General features: G+C 56.4%; 14 protein-coding genes, 1 tRNA gene and 1 pseudogene. 5 read left to right on the top strand and 11 right to left on the bottom strand.

Annotation, left to right across the window (positions count from 1 at the left end; translation table 11 throughout):
* Nucleotides 1–22: 22 nt before the first annotated feature.
* Nucleotides 23–928, bottom strand: coding sequence for a LysR family transcriptional regulator (locus AB4P97_RS18155; protein WP_047303045.1), 906 nt, complete (start codon nucleotides 926–928; stop codon nucleotides 23–25).
* 102 nt (nucleotides 929–1,030) lie between these two features.
* Here AB4P97_RS18155 and AB4P97_RS18150 point away from each other — a divergent pair, with 102 nt between their 5' ends.
* A complete protein-coding gene (locus AB4P97_RS18150) occupies nucleotides 1,031–2,203 on the top strand; it encodes an aspartate aminotransferase family protein (RefSeq protein ID WP_395601431.1) in 1,173 nt (390 codons plus the stop codon).
* A 125-nt stretch (nucleotides 2,204–2,328) separates the two neighbouring features.
* Here the strand turns inward: AB4P97_RS18150 and AB4P97_RS18145 are convergent, their stop codons facing one another.
* The 4 genes from AB4P97_RS18145 to AB4P97_RS18130 form a co-directional block, all read right to left on the bottom strand.
* Entirely contained in the window at nucleotides 2,329–4,248 is a 1,920-nt protein-coding gene (locus AB4P97_RS18145; RefSeq protein ID WP_395601430.1) for an alkaline phosphatase D family protein, read from the bottom strand.
* Between the two features lie 71 nt (nucleotides 4,249–4,319).
* Nucleotides 4,320–5,048, bottom strand: coding sequence for a hypothetical protein (locus AB4P97_RS18140; protein ID WP_042560950.1), 729 nt, complete (start codon nucleotides 5,046–5,048; stop codon nucleotides 4,320–4,322).
* Between the two features lie 116 nt (nucleotides 5,049–5,164).
* Nucleotides 5,165–6,343, bottom strand: a complete 1,179-nt coding sequence (locus tag AB4P97_RS18135; protein WP_395601429.1) for a hypothetical protein — start codon at nucleotides 6,341–6,343, stop codon at nucleotides 5,165–5,167.
* 90 nt (nucleotides 6,344–6,433) lie between these two features.
* Nucleotides 6,434–6,799 carry a hypothetical protein gene (locus AB4P97_RS18130; protein ID WP_042560948.1) on the bottom strand — a complete coding sequence of 122 codons (366 nt, stop codon included), beginning with the start codon at nucleotides 6,797–6,799 and terminating at the stop codon, nucleotides 6,434–6,436.
* A 119-nt stretch (nucleotides 6,800–6,918) separates the two neighbouring features.
* Between AB4P97_RS18130 and AB4P97_RS18125 the strand changes: the two genes are divergently transcribed.
* A complete protein-coding gene (locus AB4P97_RS18125; RefSeq protein WP_042560947.1) occupies nucleotides 6,919–7,674 on the top strand; it encodes a hypothetical protein in 756 nt (251 codons plus the stop codon).
* 34 nt (nucleotides 7,675–7,708) lie between these two features.
* On the opposite strand, the gene AB4P97_RS18120 is transcribed toward AB4P97_RS18125, so the two are convergent.
* A complete protein-coding gene (locus tag AB4P97_RS18120; protein WP_042560946.1) occupies nucleotides 7,709–8,038 on the bottom strand; it encodes a hypothetical protein in 330 nt (109 codons plus the stop codon).
* A gap of 293 nt (nucleotides 8,039–8,331) precedes the next feature.
* Here AB4P97_RS18120 and AB4P97_RS18115 point away from each other — a divergent pair, with 293 nt between their 5' ends.
* Both AB4P97_RS18115 and AB4P97_RS18110 read left to right on the top strand, forming a co-directional pair.
* A complete protein-coding gene (locus AB4P97_RS18115; RefSeq protein WP_042562197.1) occupies nucleotides 8,332–8,619 on the top strand; it encodes a hypothetical protein in 288 nt (95 codons plus the stop codon).
* 104 nt (nucleotides 8,620–8,723) lie between these two features.
* Nucleotides 8,724–8,984 (top strand): DUF6429 family protein, encoded by a 261-nt coding sequence (locus AB4P97_RS18110; RefSeq protein ID WP_395601428.1) that lies wholly within the window; start codon nucleotides 8,724–8,726, stop codon nucleotides 8,982–8,984.
* Nucleotides 8,985–9,669: 685 nt separating this feature from the next.
* On the opposite strand, the gene AB4P97_RS18105 is transcribed toward AB4P97_RS18110, so the two are convergent.
* The 5 genes and pseudogenes from AB4P97_RS18105 to AB4P97_RS18085 all read right to left on the bottom strand — a co-directional run bounded on the left by AB4P97_RS18105 (nucleotide 9,670) and on the right by AB4P97_RS18085 (nucleotide 12,641).
* The gene (locus AB4P97_RS18105) at nucleotides 9,670–10,038 is read right to left on the bottom strand and encodes a hypothetical protein (RefSeq protein ID WP_042560943.1); all 369 of its coding nucleotides are present in this window, start codon (nucleotides 10,036–10,038) and stop codon (nucleotides 9,670–9,672) included.
* Between the two features lie 35 nt (nucleotides 10,039–10,073).
* Nucleotides 10,074–10,325, bottom strand: a complete 252-nt coding sequence (locus AB4P97_RS18100) for a hypothetical protein (RefSeq protein WP_042560942.1) — start codon at nucleotides 10,323–10,325, stop codon at nucleotides 10,074–10,076.
* Nucleotides 10,326–10,924: 599 nt separating this feature from the next.
* Complete coding sequence (locus tag AB4P97_RS18095; protein WP_042560940.1) at nucleotides 10,925–11,365, bottom strand: hypothetical protein; 441 nt, start codon at nucleotides 11,363–11,365, stop codon at nucleotides 10,925–10,927.
* A 265-nt stretch (nucleotides 11,366–11,630) separates the two neighbouring features.
* Nucleotides 11,631–12,392, bottom strand: a pseudogene (locus AB4P97_RS18090) (tyrosine-type recombinase/integrase); the annotation flags it as partial.
* A gap of 164 nt (nucleotides 12,393–12,556) precedes the next feature.
* Nucleotides 12,557–12,641: transfer RNA gene (locus tag AB4P97_RS18085), tRNA-Leu, on the bottom strand.
* A 108-nt stretch (nucleotides 12,642–12,749) separates the two neighbouring features.
* Here AB4P97_RS18085 and queA point away from each other — a divergent pair.
* The gene (gene queA, locus AB4P97_RS18080; RefSeq protein ID WP_047303017.1) at nucleotides 12,750–13,814 is read left to right on the top strand and encodes a tRNA preQ1(34) S-adenosylmethionine ribosyltransferase-isomerase QueA; all 1,065 of its coding nucleotides are present in this window, start codon (nucleotides 12,750–12,752) and stop codon (nucleotides 13,812–13,814) included.
* The last annotated feature ends 5 nt before the right edge of the window (nucleotides 13,815–13,819 follow it).

Here is a 13,819-nt window from a genome sequence, read left to right as displayed (position 1 = left end):
GTCAGGTTAATGGTTCTCTGAATCAGGATCTGCCCCAGGCTGTCATCGCAAACTCGACGAAACGTCTGAGCTTGGGCAGTCGATACCGATCCGGGGCGTATAACAGGTGCAATGGACGGCTGGGCGGCTGGTAGTCGGGGATTACTGTGACCAGTCTGCCATCGCGCAGGTCCTGTTCCACCAGTGCATCGGGCAGCATCACGATGCCCATGCCGGTGCGTGCGGCCTGATGCAAACCGGCGGAGCTGTTGATCAACATCGGGCCACTGACATCGACCATGATTTCGCCGTCCGGGCCGCTGAGGCGCCAGCGCTTTTCCACCGATTGCCAGTCATCGCCGGTGGGGTAGGCGAAGGACAGGCAGTCATGCTGTTGCAGGTCTTGCGGCGTCAGCGGCATGCCGCGCCGTGCCACATAGTCCGGCGACGCGCAGACCGTCAGGGTGTAATCGATCAATGGCCGCGCGATCAGGTTGGACTGCTCGAAGTTGCCCAGCCGAAAAGCGACGTCGAGCCCGTTTTCGAGCAGGTCCGGACGGCTGTTGGTCAGCACCACATCGAGTTTGACCTTTGGCCATTGCAGGGAAAACTCACTGAGCGCCGGGGCCATGCGTTCAACGCCGAAGGTCAGCGGTGCGGTGATGCGCAAGATGCCGCGAGGTTCGTCCAGCGCCTGTTCGGCGAGGCGTTCGGAATCGGCCAGCAGGCCCAGCACCTCGAGGCAGCGCTGGTAGTAGACGCTGCCGAACTCGGTCAGTCGTTGGCGGCGGGTGGTGCGCTGCAGCAGTTGCACGCCAAGCCGTTGCTCCAGCGCTCGCAGATGATTGCCTACCATCGTCGTCGACATTTCGCACTGCAACGCGGCCGCCGTCATGCTCCCCGCTTCGACGACCTTGACGTAGACGTTCATCGACTGAAACAAATCCATTATCAAGCCCAGCTTATAAATGATTGAAGTTTTGCCGAGTTTATCCAGTTCTGGTGGCTAACCATACTGCAAACACACCGACCTTCACTGGAGTTTGAAGTCATGACCGCCGCCCTGATGAACACCTACCAACCACTGGCCCTGAGCTTCACCAAGGGCTTGGGCACTCGACTGTGGGATCAGGCTGGCCGCGAGTATCTGGATGCGGTCGCCGGGGTCGCCGTGACCAACGTCGGCCACTCGCACCCGCGGATCGTGGCGGCCATCAGCGAGCAGGCCGGACTGCTGCTACACACTTCAAATCTGTACAGCATCGACTGGCAGCAGCAATTGGCAAAACGGTTGACCGAACTGTCGGGGATGGAGCGCGCGTTCTTCAACAATTCCGGGGCCGAGGCCAATGAAACTGCACTGAAACTGGCGCGGCTCTACGGCTGGCGCAAAGGGATCGAGCAACCGCTGGTGGTGGTGATGGCCAACGCGTTTCATGGCCGCACGCTCGGCACGCTGTCTGCCAGCGACGGGCCGGCGGTGCGTTCGAGCTTCAGTGAACTGCCGGGTGATTTCGTCAAAGTCCCGTTCGGTGATCTCGCCGCAATCGAGCAGGTTCAGCGCAAGCACGGCGAGCGGATCGTGGCGATTCTGGTCGAACCGATTCAGGGCGAAAGCGGCGTGCAACTGGCGCCGTCCGGTTACCTGAAAGCCCTGCGCGAGATCTGTAATCGGCATGCCTGGTTGCTGATGCTTGACGAGATCCAGACCGGCATCGGCCGCACTGGCCAGTGGTTTGCGTTTCAGCACGAGGGTTTCGTCCCGGACGTCATGACATTGGCCAAAGGACTCGGCAACGGCGTGCCGATCGGCGCGTGTCTGGCGCGGGGCAGGGCGGCGGATCTGTTTACACCGGGCAGTCATGGCAGCACGTTTGGCGGTAATCCATTGGCCTGTCGGGTTGGCTGCACCGTGCTGGATATCATCGAAGAGCAAGGCCTGCTGGAGAACGCCCAAGTGCAGGGTGAGCGCCTGTTGACGCGGCTACGCGCAGAGTTGGCGGACGACCCCAATGTGCTGGCGATTCGAGGGCAGGGATTGATGATCGGCATCGAACTGAAACAGCCGATTCGGGATCTGACACTGATCGCGGCGCGGGATCATGGCCTGCTGATCAACGTCACGCGCGGCAAGACGATACGGCTGCTGCCACCTCTGACGATTGATGAGCGGGAGGTGGGGATGATTGTTCGGGGTGTTGGGCGGGCTGTGACTTCGATTTGATAGCTACGCGATAACCCTGTGGGAGCGAGCTTGCTCGCGATAGCGCATTGTCAGGCGACATTCATTTTGAATGATCGATCGCAATCGCGAGCAGACTCGCTCCTACATGGGAAAGGTGCATAGCTCTACTTCGGATAGTCCGCCAAATCCGGCGCCAGCATTCGCGTTTGGGGCGCGCCGTTCGAGTTGTGCTGAATGATCTCTCGCGGCTGTCCCTGTTCATTGAAAAACACCTGACCGATCCCCGCCGAATTCCATAATCGTTCGCCGGCTTCAGCATGTTCTGGCGTGTACGGCACGATGCGCATAAGCCTGCGTTTGGTAAACCAGTTCAGCGGTGAGCGGGGTGAGTAGAGCCAGCGGTTGAGGCGATCAAACCACTCCAGCAGCGTAGGCGGGAACTCGTTCTTGATGCCGCTGCTGGTGATCTGCCAGATTCGCGGGCCGGCCTTGCGGTGTCGGATAAGTACTTCGTAGACGAAGGAATAATGCACATCGCCGGACAGCACCACGTAGTTTCCGGGCGTGCGCGAGTGTCGGAAAATGTTCAGGATCACCTGCGCGGCGCCCCGGTGGGCCATCCAGTTTTCGGCATCGACCAGCAGTGGAAAACCGCACCAGCTAAAGATCTTTTGCACGGTTTCAATCAGCTTCACACCGAAGATCGGCGCGGGTGAAACGATGATCGCCGACGGGTGATCGAGCAACTCCTGCTGCAGTTCGCTCAACGCTTCCCAGTCGAGCAGTCCTGAGGGTTGCTTGAGCGCCATTTCGCTGCGCCAGCGTCGGGTCCGGGTGTCGATAACCACCAGCGCCGGGCTGGTTGGCAGCACGAAATGCCAGTGTTGAAAGCGCAGCAGCTCATCAATCAGATCATCCTGCACCGGGCTGTCGAGGTAATGGTCATCGCCGCTGGCAATCAGACGTCGAGTCTTCACCAGCACATCCTTGAACGCGTCCGGGTTATTGCCCCAGCCTTGGCACAACATGTAGGCGATCAACGCATTGCCGATGATGCGTTTGGAGAACGGATGGCCGTAGGCCGTTTCCTCCCATTGCGCAGAAAGATTCCAGTCATCGGTGATGTCGTGATCGTCAAAAATCATCAGGCTCGGCAGATGCGCCAGCGCCCGGGCGACGTTGCCCAGCCCTGCCTTGAAAGCATCAATACGCGTCTGTTCGAGGGTATAGCGCTTGAGGCGCTCGGGTGTCAGCGTTGGCGCTGTCGGATTGATCAACGTCCAAGCCACCGGCGACCACACCAGCAAATACATCGCCATGACTTCGGCAAAGGTCACCAGATGATTGTCAGCGCTGCTGCTGGTGAAAATCGGCTTACGCGCACCGCCGAAAAATCGCTCGCGCAATGTCTCGTTGCTCTCAAGTGCCGGTAATAAATCCGCACGATGGTAGTAGCTTGCCGGATGGTTATAGAGCTTGGCGCTGTCGCTGACCACTGCGCCTTCGAGGTGTTCGTCGAACAGGCCGAGGCGTCCGATCAAGGCATGAATCGCTCGTAGCGTCGGCCCGGCGACGTCATCGGCGTAGACCTGATCACCACTCATCATGAGCAGCGCCGGGCGCTGTTGCGGGTCGGTTTCGGCGGCCAGCAGGTGGTCGACGCAGAGCAAACCATCCACCGCCGGATGGTGCGGCTTGCGGCAAGAACCGTGGAGCAACTGGTCGATCCGCGAACGCACCACGAAATTTGGGCACCTGGCGTCGCCATACAACAGATGCGGCGCCCAATCGGCGATGCACGCGTCGCCATCAATCAACACGTCGTAATCGACAAACTCGTCGAGGGGCAGGGCGTTTTCGAGGCTGACATCAATGAGATGAACGAATGCGCGAGTGCCTACGGGAATGACCGTGCATTTCTCGGCATCCAGAAGAATGTCTCCTACACCTTGCACGCGCAAAGTCAGCGACAGTTGGCGCGTGCCAACCAGCCACAGCACCAGTCGCTTGGGCTCCAGCCGTCGCAACAACGGGCCGGCTAAAACGGGTGGCAGCGGGATCAGTTCATCAAGTGTTGGAGACATCCGGGGACAAGACTCAAGGCGCACGGCCGGCGATGATAGCGCAGCCGGCGCCTTGAACGCTTAAGCGAGGCTTAAGAGTCGGCTTTTTGCAGTTTCAGACCCAGCAGACGCCATTCGGCAGGCGTCGCGTCAACTCTTGGCTGCTCCTGCACGGAGCAATCGAAACGGTAGGTGACATCGTCGCCGGTCATGTTGCGAGCGATGACGGTGTTGCTGAAGGTGTAAACCTGATCCTTGAAACGGTGGCTGACGAGGCTTTTGCTGTCAGCAAAGCGAGCCGACGCGGGGAAGCGCAACGTGCCGGTCACGAACGGGCTGCACATGACATACGCGAGCATCGACTTGTCGGCTTGTGCGTCACTGCGAAACTTTTTGCTCAACGCCGCGAGGGCTTTGCGCCCCTGGTCGTCACTCTGGTCCAGCACGGTTTGTACCGCCATCGACTTCGGCGCTCGGCTGGCGTAGTTCGGCAGCAAGGCAGAGTCGGCGGGCGAAGGTTTGTCATCCGGTTCGATGGCGGCAAACACCGGCGCATCTTTCAGGGCAGCGGGAGGGGTGACTGATTCGGCTTCGGGCAACAGCGAAGTGGGTTCGGCCTCCTGCGTCTGCACGGTTTCGTAATCATGTGAAGAAGGAAACAGTGACAAGGTGATCGACAACACCACCATGGCCACAATAAAACCGCCGGCCGCGCCAACAATGTTGCCGTAGAAAATATTCCAGCTGCCACGGTTCTTGACCACCCAGCGCCACATGAAACCCCAGGCCGCGAAAAACGCCAGAAAACGCAAAAACTCCATTTGATCCTTTCCTTAAACCTGCAAAAACGCTCAAGGCAGCACGCTTCGAGCACGCTGCAATAATGGGCAGCAAGATAACAAAATAGAAGCGTCGCGCTTCTTGCTCATCGAGCTGATCAGTTACCGGTCAGTTCGAAGCGCAGGTCCAGCAACTTCCAGTCGTCAAAACCTTCGTTCATGGTTGGCAAAGCCTGCAGGGTGCATTCGTAACGATAGGTCAGATAGTTTCGCGCAGAGTCCTGGATCTTCATCAGACTTGTGCTGGTATAGATCTGGTCTATGTAACGCTGAGTCGAGAGAGCCTTATCGTCGGCAAACAGGGCGAGTTCCGGCTGACGCAGAACGCTGCGTAAAAACGGCTCGCACATCTGGAACGCGATCAGTCTTTTGTTGGCGTCCGGCCCGCCAATGAGCCCTTTTCGCAGCTGCGCATGAGCCAGAGTCTGTTGCGCAGTCATCCCTTGAACCGTCGCCAGTTCAGAACGGGTTGTCGGTATTTCATTGAGATAGTTTTCCACCAGGCCAGACTTGAGCGGTTCTGGCGTAGCAGCAGGCGCAGCAGCGACATACTCGGACAATGCATCCCGGGGCGACGTGTTGGCAGAACCCGCAGGGCCTGACTTTCCTTGCATGGTCAACTCCAGCAGGCGCCATTGGTCATCCTTGATCCCGTTGCCGGAGACGAACTGCACTGCGCAGTCATAGCCGAGACTGACCATCGTGCCTTCCATGTTTTCGCCACTGATCCTGCTCATGACGAGGTAGGTCTGGGATTTGTAGCGGTCGAATCGAAAGTCCTCAGTCTCGTCGAAGGAGGCGGAATCCGGAATGCGCAGCGTGGATTTTGCCGCTGACCGACAGATCAGGCCCGCCAGGCTTCCGTTGACCCCTTTGGCCATATCTGCGCTGGCTCGCCATTGCTCGTATTGGCTGCTCCACTGTGGATCGAGACTGGCGGAAAGCAGCGGTGTAGAGAGCCGTGGATAGCGCGGGCTGTCGGTGGGCAGCAACGGCGATGTCGGAGCGGATGTACGACTGACCGGAGAGCGTGGGACAAAAGATCTGAGCTGGCTTTCGTTCGCGATTTGCGGCTGAGTGTCGCTGGATGTCGCGGGGGTAGATTTTTCGGGCAGAAGTCCGTCGACGATAACGAACACCACGGCTGCCACGATAAACCCGGCAATCAGGCCGGCGAAGTGGCCAAAGAATACCGGCCAGTTTCCACGATTCTTGACGACCCAAACCCACATCCCTGCCCATACCAGCAAAAACATCACGATCAACGCTGTTTCCATCCCATCCATATCCTTTCTTTAATTCGTGTCAGCTCACTAAGCAGATCCGCTTTTGCGGGCGGCAAGATAGCAAAACAATTACGCCTCAGTTCACGTGTTGGGAAAATAATTCACAGCAAGAAACAGCAGGGTCGCCATGCCGGCGGCAAACCCACACACCGCGCCCAGCAACTGACGTGCAATCGGATGTTCGGGTTGACGGCGATTGGCAATCCACAACCATACCCCCGCCAGAACGCCCGCGCTTGTGGTGAGCACCACCAAGCTGCGATCCAGGTTTGGTGTCGCCATCGACGTTCCAATGACTGCGTCGTAAATCAGCGTGAACACAATGCCGGTTACCACGCTACTTCCAGCGCCAGCAAGGTTGCCAAGTAGCAAGTTCCACTCACCCCGTTGCTTCACCACCCACAACCAGGTTCCGGCCATCACTAGCAAGCACAACAAAGCATCCATTGGTTTATTCCCGAGTGCGCGATAACGGAGGCGGTTGACAGGCCTCCAGCGAGAGTGGACGGCAAGATATCAAAATAGTAGCTTTGCGCCACTTTCTTCAAACACGTAACGGACTACACATGCCGATTGTTTCTGCTACCCCGCGCCTGCTCGGCGCGTTCCTTCTCGCCATCGTCATGACCCCGGCGCTTGCCGACCGAGATGAAACCCCGGAGGTTGGCTGGAAGGAATACCTCTCCGATTGTGAGCGTTTTCAGCAAGTAGTGAACAACGTTCAAAACGGGACCATGACTGCCAGGGCGGCGATGGTCCGCATCGATAGCTTGAAGCGAACTGTTTTCGTCCATCGGGAGCACCTCGCCCAGGCAAGCCTTGCCTCTCCCGATTATGCCCGTTGCGAAAACGTCATTGCCCAGGCGACCGAGATCTGGAACAAGGAACATGACGTCCAGGACAAAGAGATTCAACAGCAATACTTCAAGGCTCAGGCCGAGCACGAGAAGTCCCCGGAATACGAGCGCGCCCTCGCTATGGGCTTTAGCGACGTCGGCGGAATCGGCAAGCTCAAAGAACTGGCCGAGGAATCGGAAACGGATGGCGAAGCGTATCTGAAGACCTTGATGATTACGGTCGACTGGGGTTGCGGCCGACATTTCCGTGCCGTGAGATACGTCAAACCCTATGTGATCTACACCGCCCACCCTGATGAGGGCAGCTGCGCCGTCTATAAAGAGGTCGCGGTGCTCGGCGGAGAGAGGGTGGAGAGGGGCGAGACCATCGATCAGGACGCGATTTTTCAATACGTGGGATGGAAGACGCTGGAAGGGCCAGGTGGGTTTCCCGTCGACATTCGAGTCGTAAAAGTGCGGCAGTAATCAGCAGAGCTGTTTCTTCAGATTGCGCATCTGATTACAGAATGTCTTTCAAATAACCCTTGAGCGCGAGGAGCGGCTGATCGAGCTGCTCCAGCGATTGCGCCTGGCTGAAATCGGCTGACAACTTGTGCAGCTCACGCCCCAACGGTTTCTCGACACCGCCCAAGGCGTCCATTGCCAGACCAAGACACTCGTTCATCTTCAACTGAATGGTCTCGACATCACCCCGCCGCACCAGCAACTCGAAAATATCCTTCTGGTAATCACCCATGACCATGTCGTCCCGCAAAATCGGGCTCAGGCCTTCTTCCTCGTAAGCGAGCTTGAGGGAGAAGAGGGCGACTGTTTCCAGTGACGTTTCCATGGGGTGCCTTTTGCGATGTCCTTCGTAACAAGAGATGAGGGTTCTGGGGGCAGCCAACGCTGCGCCGGGGACGGGCGCGATTATACGTATCCGACTGCATTCGGGGGAGTGATCAACAACGATACCGCTCACTTCAGTAAAGCCAGGACTCGAGAGTGGTGACGCTGCATTCAAAGCAGTTCTGATAAATTCTCCATCGCTAAAATCGCTGACAGGGAGTCATGTATGGCAAAACCATTCGCACAAATAACCAAACCCAAAACGCGGCAGTTGCGACCATCGGCACTGCAACGATGAAAAAGTTACTGATCGGGGCGGCGCTCGTGATGGGGGCTATTCTCTACAGCGGCTACTATCAAGCCCTTGAAGACGGTGACATTGAAACCATTCTGTTTATCAAAAAGCATCCGACGTGGCAGATGAGGTTTCACAACATCCACGCCAACGACGGGGAGATCAGGCAAGTGGAACGGCTTACGGACGAGGAGCGAAAAATGATCATCGATTACTGTCGGTATCGACTGGGGCTCGATACGGCGCTGAGAACACAGGATGATGTTGAGAGATGCAGAATTAAATAGCCCCGTTCGATAAGGGCTACGGGTACAGGCCCGGTCGAATGGGAATCTGAATTGTGCCCCCACAAACTCGACGTTAACTGTTGAACGCAAGCGGAGTTACGACCATGGAATACGACGACAAGCTGATGGAGGATGCCGTGCTCGCCCTGTTGGCAGCCTTAAGTTCAGATGACGGCAATGCCTGGAAAGGCTTCGACTTCGTGATCATGAACCGATTGCATGAGCAGGGTTTCATCAGTAATCCGGTGAACAGGAACAAGTCGATCTGGTTGACAGATGAAGGCATGCAGCGAGGTCGGAAGATAGCTGAGCGGTTGTTTGGGGCGAGTGGTCAATCCGTGCCAGCGCCCAACCTTGAGACGTGATCTCATGCTGCGGCCAGGCTGCTTGTATCTGAAAATCATTTAGCCGAAGGCTACCGGTTTTCTACAGACGAAAAAAAAGGCCTTGCCTAGGCAAGACCTTTCTTGATTTTGGTGTCCGAGGGAGACTGTAGTGTTCCAGTAAACTCAAGCCCTACAGAGAGGTTTGCTATTTCGGGATACATGTAGGGATACATGTAGGGATACATGGTCTCTTTTGCTGGGCTTAGTATGAATAGTCCATAGGGTGCCATGCAAACCTTTCGATAGACCAAGCGTCGTTTGAACTGGAGGCTGTGAGGCCCGGTTTATAAGGGGACGACCTGCCGTGGTTTGGTTAGGCACACACGTGGGCATACAGGGTGCATCGCGCCGCTTACTTTGTCGCTCTCTGAAACGCCCGGTCGTTAGCCTCCGTGACGAACGATTGTGGGCGTGTCCTGGTGATTCTCGAGCACGGCATATCCTCCTTTCTTCGTAACAAGAGAAATAGGCTGTGAGGATTCGCCCCCATCAATGGAAATGCGGACCTCCAGACTCTGATCCTCGAAAGAGCGAAGTTCTTGTATCAACTGTGCGACGGTTTTGCCGCGACCGATCCATTCTGGGGTCATACATATTCCAACTGAAGGTATGCGCTGCTGGGGAAATCAGCTATTGAGTGAAGGCGTTACCGGGGCTTGCAGGATTAAGTAGGAAAAACCCCATGGTCCTCGGCCCACTTTCCGTACGCACTCGCACCCATATTCACAAAATCTGGGAAAACGCCGACCTCGACGGATTGAAAAAAGGCGAGGCAATGACTCCAGTCGGAGTCGCTCGGATCGTCCACGGCCCAGCACTCGTAACCCAACGACTTCCAGTCAAGCTTAGGGTCTGAGTTGGATGCCCGCAGGAGTTCCTCAGCAATACGCTCTGCCCATGCAATTGCTTTACCTGCAGTGGAGGCCGCGACGTAAATACCTGTGGATGACTCGCAGTCTTCAATGATGCCTTTTTGAAACAAGGCCCACCGTTCTGGCTCGTGGTAGGTGAATCCTACGAGGAATTTATTCATGTTCAATCCTTGTGGTTCTGTCGCTGGCAGCAACGTTACCGTGCTTTCGCGGACCTCAGTAATCGGGTAAATCTGGAAATCGCGAGATGTATGTCATCTTGGGTATCTCCGTCCCACTCCTCAACCGTTTCCAGCTCTGCACGTAACCTGGCAATACGCTGTTCGATCTCTTCGATCTCGGGGGCGCCACATTGCTTAGCGATTGCCTGCCAACCGTCATCAGAGATTTTTTCCTGAAAGGATGAGCCGGACAGGGCGTCTGCGATTAGCTTCTGGAGGTTACTCATCTGAGATCTCGGGTGGGTTACAGAAAAAGGCGGTGGGGACCCTGACGATATCCTGAGGATACGGGGTCGGAAACCCGCGACATCTTGCTAGCGACAGACATCCCACCTTACTGAAATTTCAACGTTGAAATTGAAAGGATCCTGACGAAAAAGTGGCATCGTTACCGCGATGGTAAAGATGCCCCTTTTTGTTGCTGATTGGCAGAGAACGGCCAAAGGCGGACACTTCGGTCTGGTTTGCGTCGGAAAATAAGTCGAGATTATTAGAATGCCGGTTGAGTGCAAAAGATGCGGTCAAGGTTCAGTCCAAGCTATGCGTATCCGCTCTACGAATATCTTGCTGTGGGTCTGCGAGGAATGTGAAGCGACCTGGAAAAGACAAGAGGAAGTCAACGTCGGTAAGTTTGAAGACTACGGAACGCTAATGAGGGGGATCGGGCGCAGTATTTTGTGGTCGGAGCTAGTGCCTCAGTAAAAAGCGCGCAAAATTCGCTTTACACTTTCTGTGAACCGTCCGCTTGGGGTTGTGGATTCAACTGGTCGACGCAACAGATTGGCTAAGGACTTAACACGTCAATGAATCGATTGCGCCGGATGGTTTACTCGGGAATTCCGGTCACCGTATGCACTACGCGCATTGCACAAGGAGGTCGGGTCCCTTCTGGGTGCAACTGTTCGCATTTCTTCAGCAGCGGATAGGCATCGGCAAACTTCATGGCCGCCACCTGCTCAGCGTGTTGCTGCGAAACAAAGCAGTGCTCGAACCGATAGGCCGCATACACCTCGGGTAGCAGAGCCGGATGATCGTAAACCTCGTCGACGATATTGTTTAACAGCTGGGACATCTGCCCGTTGAGCCCTGGCGACATCCTGGTGAGCAGATCATCCTTAGCGACACCGGCGTGTCTGGCCTCGATGACCTGCTTCGATGCGCCGATAGACGCCTGCATCCCCTCTGGGAACGGACAACTAGACGCCCCCAATGCCGAGGCCGAAGCCATACAACTCAGTAAAGTGAAAACAGCGGCCATCCTTGTCATGGAACTCCCTCGTTTAAAGTCGGCATTGTCGAAAAGACGTTGAGGATCTTAACCGATGCCAGCTCAGACCGCTGCTATGGGTCGTTCTCTACCGGTCATGTCGACGGCTCGTACTGGTCAAATCCGATGCAAATGACTGGTCAGGTCGAATGCAAATGGGTGGGCAAGTCTGTGCAATTACCCAATTGCACTGGTGAACTGTGAGTTCACCCGGTTCACCTGTTCACTAAGATGGGTACCTTTTCGCTAGCACAGTCCCGCGGGTTCCCGGTCGCGATGCCGTCCATATGCACAGCCACGCTGCTGTTCGAGCAGTCAGTCTGCTTGGTGTATGTCGCAGCGCGTTCAGAAAGTCGCCAAGCTCAGGCTCCAACAAATGAGGGTGCTGTTGAGTTTTCGGTGCTTGAGCTGCGATATCGCGGAGCCGGCTTCCCGGGTCGTTCTCGGTTAAGCCTAAACCGATGGCTCGACCGAATATCTGATTGACCCAGGTGCGACACTTTTCCGCTACGTTGTGGGCGTCCCGCGCTTCTATGGATGCTTGCAGGTCCGCGCAATCTGTACGGGTTATTTCGTCGAGAGGTTTGTCTCCGAGCGCTGGAAGAATGTCCTTGTCGAGGTACGTGCGAATCTTATTGAGTGTGGACGGAGCCAGACCCTTTTCTTCTTTCGCCTTTAACCAAGCGTCAGCAGCCGCTCGGAAGGTTCGAGTTTTAGCTGCATCTATTGCCGCTTTAGCTGATCGCTTTTGTTCGAGGGGGTCAGCACCACTGCTCACTACTTTGCGTAGTTCGGCAGCTTTGTCTCTCGCTAGCGCGCCGCTTACCTCTGGGTAACCCCCAAGCCCCATCCACGCCCAATTACCCGCCGGGCGTTTATAGCGGAGCTGCCAGGATTTACCTCCATCAGGTTTGACCCTGAAGTAGAGGCCATTTCCATCCAGCTCTCGGTATTCCTTTGATTCCGGCTCCAGTCCCGCGAGTGTGGTATCTGCGAGAGGCCGACGCTTGATATCTGCGCGCTTCATCCTTGTATCCCAAAGTTCGGTACTTTTCTCGGGATACAAGTAGGGATACAGGGATACAACGGATAAGGATGGACAGGGGTAGACAGGCAGGCACAAAAAAACCGGCCAAGTGGCCGGTTTCTTTGGGTCTGAGAGACTGGTAGAGACTCTCAGATACAGCTATATGGTGCCCCGAGGGAGACTCGAACTCCCACTCCTTTCGAAAACGGATTTTGAATCCGCCGCGTCTACCAATTCCGCCATCAGGGCTCAATGGCGGCGAAGTATAGAGATGAGATTACCGTTGGTCAATCACGTTTCATGGTCAATTTTCGATATTTCCGCTAGACTTTCGGCCCCTGCTAGACGAACCCCATCATGCGCGTTGCTGACTTTACCTTCGAACTCCCTGATTCGCTGATCGCCCGCCACCCTTTGGCCGAGCGTCGCGGTAGTCGCCTGTTGACCCTTGATGGGGTCAGCGGTGCTCTGGCACACCGTCAATTCACTGATTTGCTTGAGCATTTGCGCTCGGGCGATTTGATGGTGTTCAACAATACCCGGGTGATTCCGGCGCGGCTGTTCGGGCAGAAAGCGTCCGGTGGCAAGCTGGAAATACTCATCGAACGGGTACTCGATACGCATCGCGTACTGGCGCATGTGCGTTCAAGCAAGTCGCCGAAGCCGGGTTCGAAGATTCTCATCGACGGCGGTGGCGAAGCCGAGATGCTCGCGCGTCACGACGCGTTGTTCGAGTTGGGCTTTGACGAAGAAGTGTTGCCGCTGCTTGATCGCGTCGGGCACATGCCGTTGCCTCCTTATATAGACCGCCCGGATGAAGGCTCGGATCGCGAGCGTTATCAGACGGTGTATGCCGAGCGCCTGGGCGCGGTGGCGGCGCCGACGGCGGGGCTGCATTTCGATCAGGCCTTGATGGAGGCGATTGCCGCCAAAGGCGTCGAGACCACATTCGTCACGTTGCACGTTGGCGCCGGTACATTCCAGCCAGTGCGCGTCGAAAAGCTTGAAGATCACCACATGCACACCGAGTGGCTGGAAGTCGGCCAGGACGTGGTCGATGCAGTCGCCGCGTGTCGTGCTCGCGGTGGTCGAGTGATTGCCGTGGGCACCACCAGCGTGCGTTCGCTGGAGAGTGCGGCGCGCGATGGCGTGCTCAAGCCGTTCAGTGGCGACACCGATATCTTTATCTTCCCGGGCCGACCGTTCCATGTGGTCGATGCTCTGGTGACCAATTTCCATTTGCCTGAATCCACGCTGTTGATGCTGGTTTCGGCCTTCGCCGGTTATCCCGAAACCATGGCCGCCTATAAGGCTGCCGTCGAAAACGGTTACCGCTTTTTCAGCTACGGTGATGCGATGTTCATCACCCGAAATCCCGCGCCGACTGCCCCTAGTGAATCGGACCCAGAGGAAACAGTATGAGTCGC

It is taken from the genome of Pseudomonas sp. A1230 (assembly GCF_044218825.1).
Lineage (GTDB): Bacteria > Pseudomonadota > Gammaproteobacteria > Pseudomonadales > Pseudomonadaceae > Aquipseudomonas > Aquipseudomonas iridis.
The sequence above is the reverse complement of the archived record's forward strand: the minus strand, read 5'-3'. Positions and strand labels throughout refer to the sequence as shown.

Excerpts from the sequence above, each read along its gene's own strand:
- AB4P97_RS18100 (WP_042560942.1), bottom strand. The coding sequence starts at position 10,325 with ATGAGTAACCTCCAGAAGCTAATCGCAGACGCCCTGTCCGGCTCATCC.
- AB4P97_RS18120 (WP_042560946.1), bottom strand. The coding sequence starts at position 8,038 with ATGGAAACGTCACTGGAAACAGTCGCCCTCTTCTCCCTCAAGCTCGCT.
- AB4P97_RS18140 (WP_042560950.1), bottom strand. The coding sequence starts at position 5,048 with ATGGAGTTTTTGCGTTTTCTGGCGTTTTTCGCGGCCTGGGGTTTCATG.
- AB4P97_RS18095 (WP_042560940.1), bottom strand. The coding sequence starts at position 11,365 with ATGACAAGGATGGCCGCTGTTTTCACTTTACTGAGTTGTATGGCTTCG.
- AB4P97_RS18125 (WP_042560947.1), top strand. The coding sequence starts at position 6,919 with ATGCCGATTGTTTCTGCTACCCCGCGCCTGCTCGGCGCGTTCCTTCTC.
- AB4P97_RS18110 (WP_395601428.1), top strand. The coding sequence starts at position 8,724 with ATGGAATACGACGACAAGCTGATGGAGGATGCCGTGCTCGCCCTGTTG.
- AB4P97_RS18135 (WP_395601429.1), bottom strand. The coding sequence starts at position 6,343 with ATGGAAACAGCGTTGATCGTGATGTTTTTGCTGGTATGGGCAGGGATG.
- AB4P97_RS18145 (WP_395601430.1), bottom strand. The coding sequence starts at position 4,248 with ATGTCTCCAACACTTGATGAACTGATCCCGCTGCCACCCGTTTTAGCC.
- queA (WP_047303017.1), top strand. The coding sequence starts at position 12,750 with ATGCGCGTTGCTGACTTTACCTTCGAACTCCCTGATTCGCTGATCGCC.
- AB4P97_RS18150 (WP_395601431.1), top strand. The coding sequence starts at position 1,031 with ATGACCGCCGCCCTGATGAACACCTACCAACCACTGGCCCTGAGCTTC.
- AB4P97_RS18115 (WP_042562197.1), top strand. The coding sequence starts at position 8,332 with ATGAAAAAGTTACTGATCGGGGCGGCGCTCGTGATGGGGGCTATTCTC.
- AB4P97_RS18105 (WP_042560943.1), bottom strand. The coding sequence starts at position 10,038 with ATGAATAAATTCCTCGTAGGATTCACCTACCACGAGCCAGAACGGTGG.
- AB4P97_RS18130 (WP_042560948.1), bottom strand. The coding sequence starts at position 6,799 with ATGGATGCTTTGTTGTGCTTGCTAGTGATGGCCGGAACCTGGTTGTGG.
- AB4P97_RS18155 (WP_047303045.1), bottom strand. The coding sequence starts at position 928 with ATGGATTTGTTTCAGTCGATGAACGTCTACGTCAAGGTCGTCGAAGCG.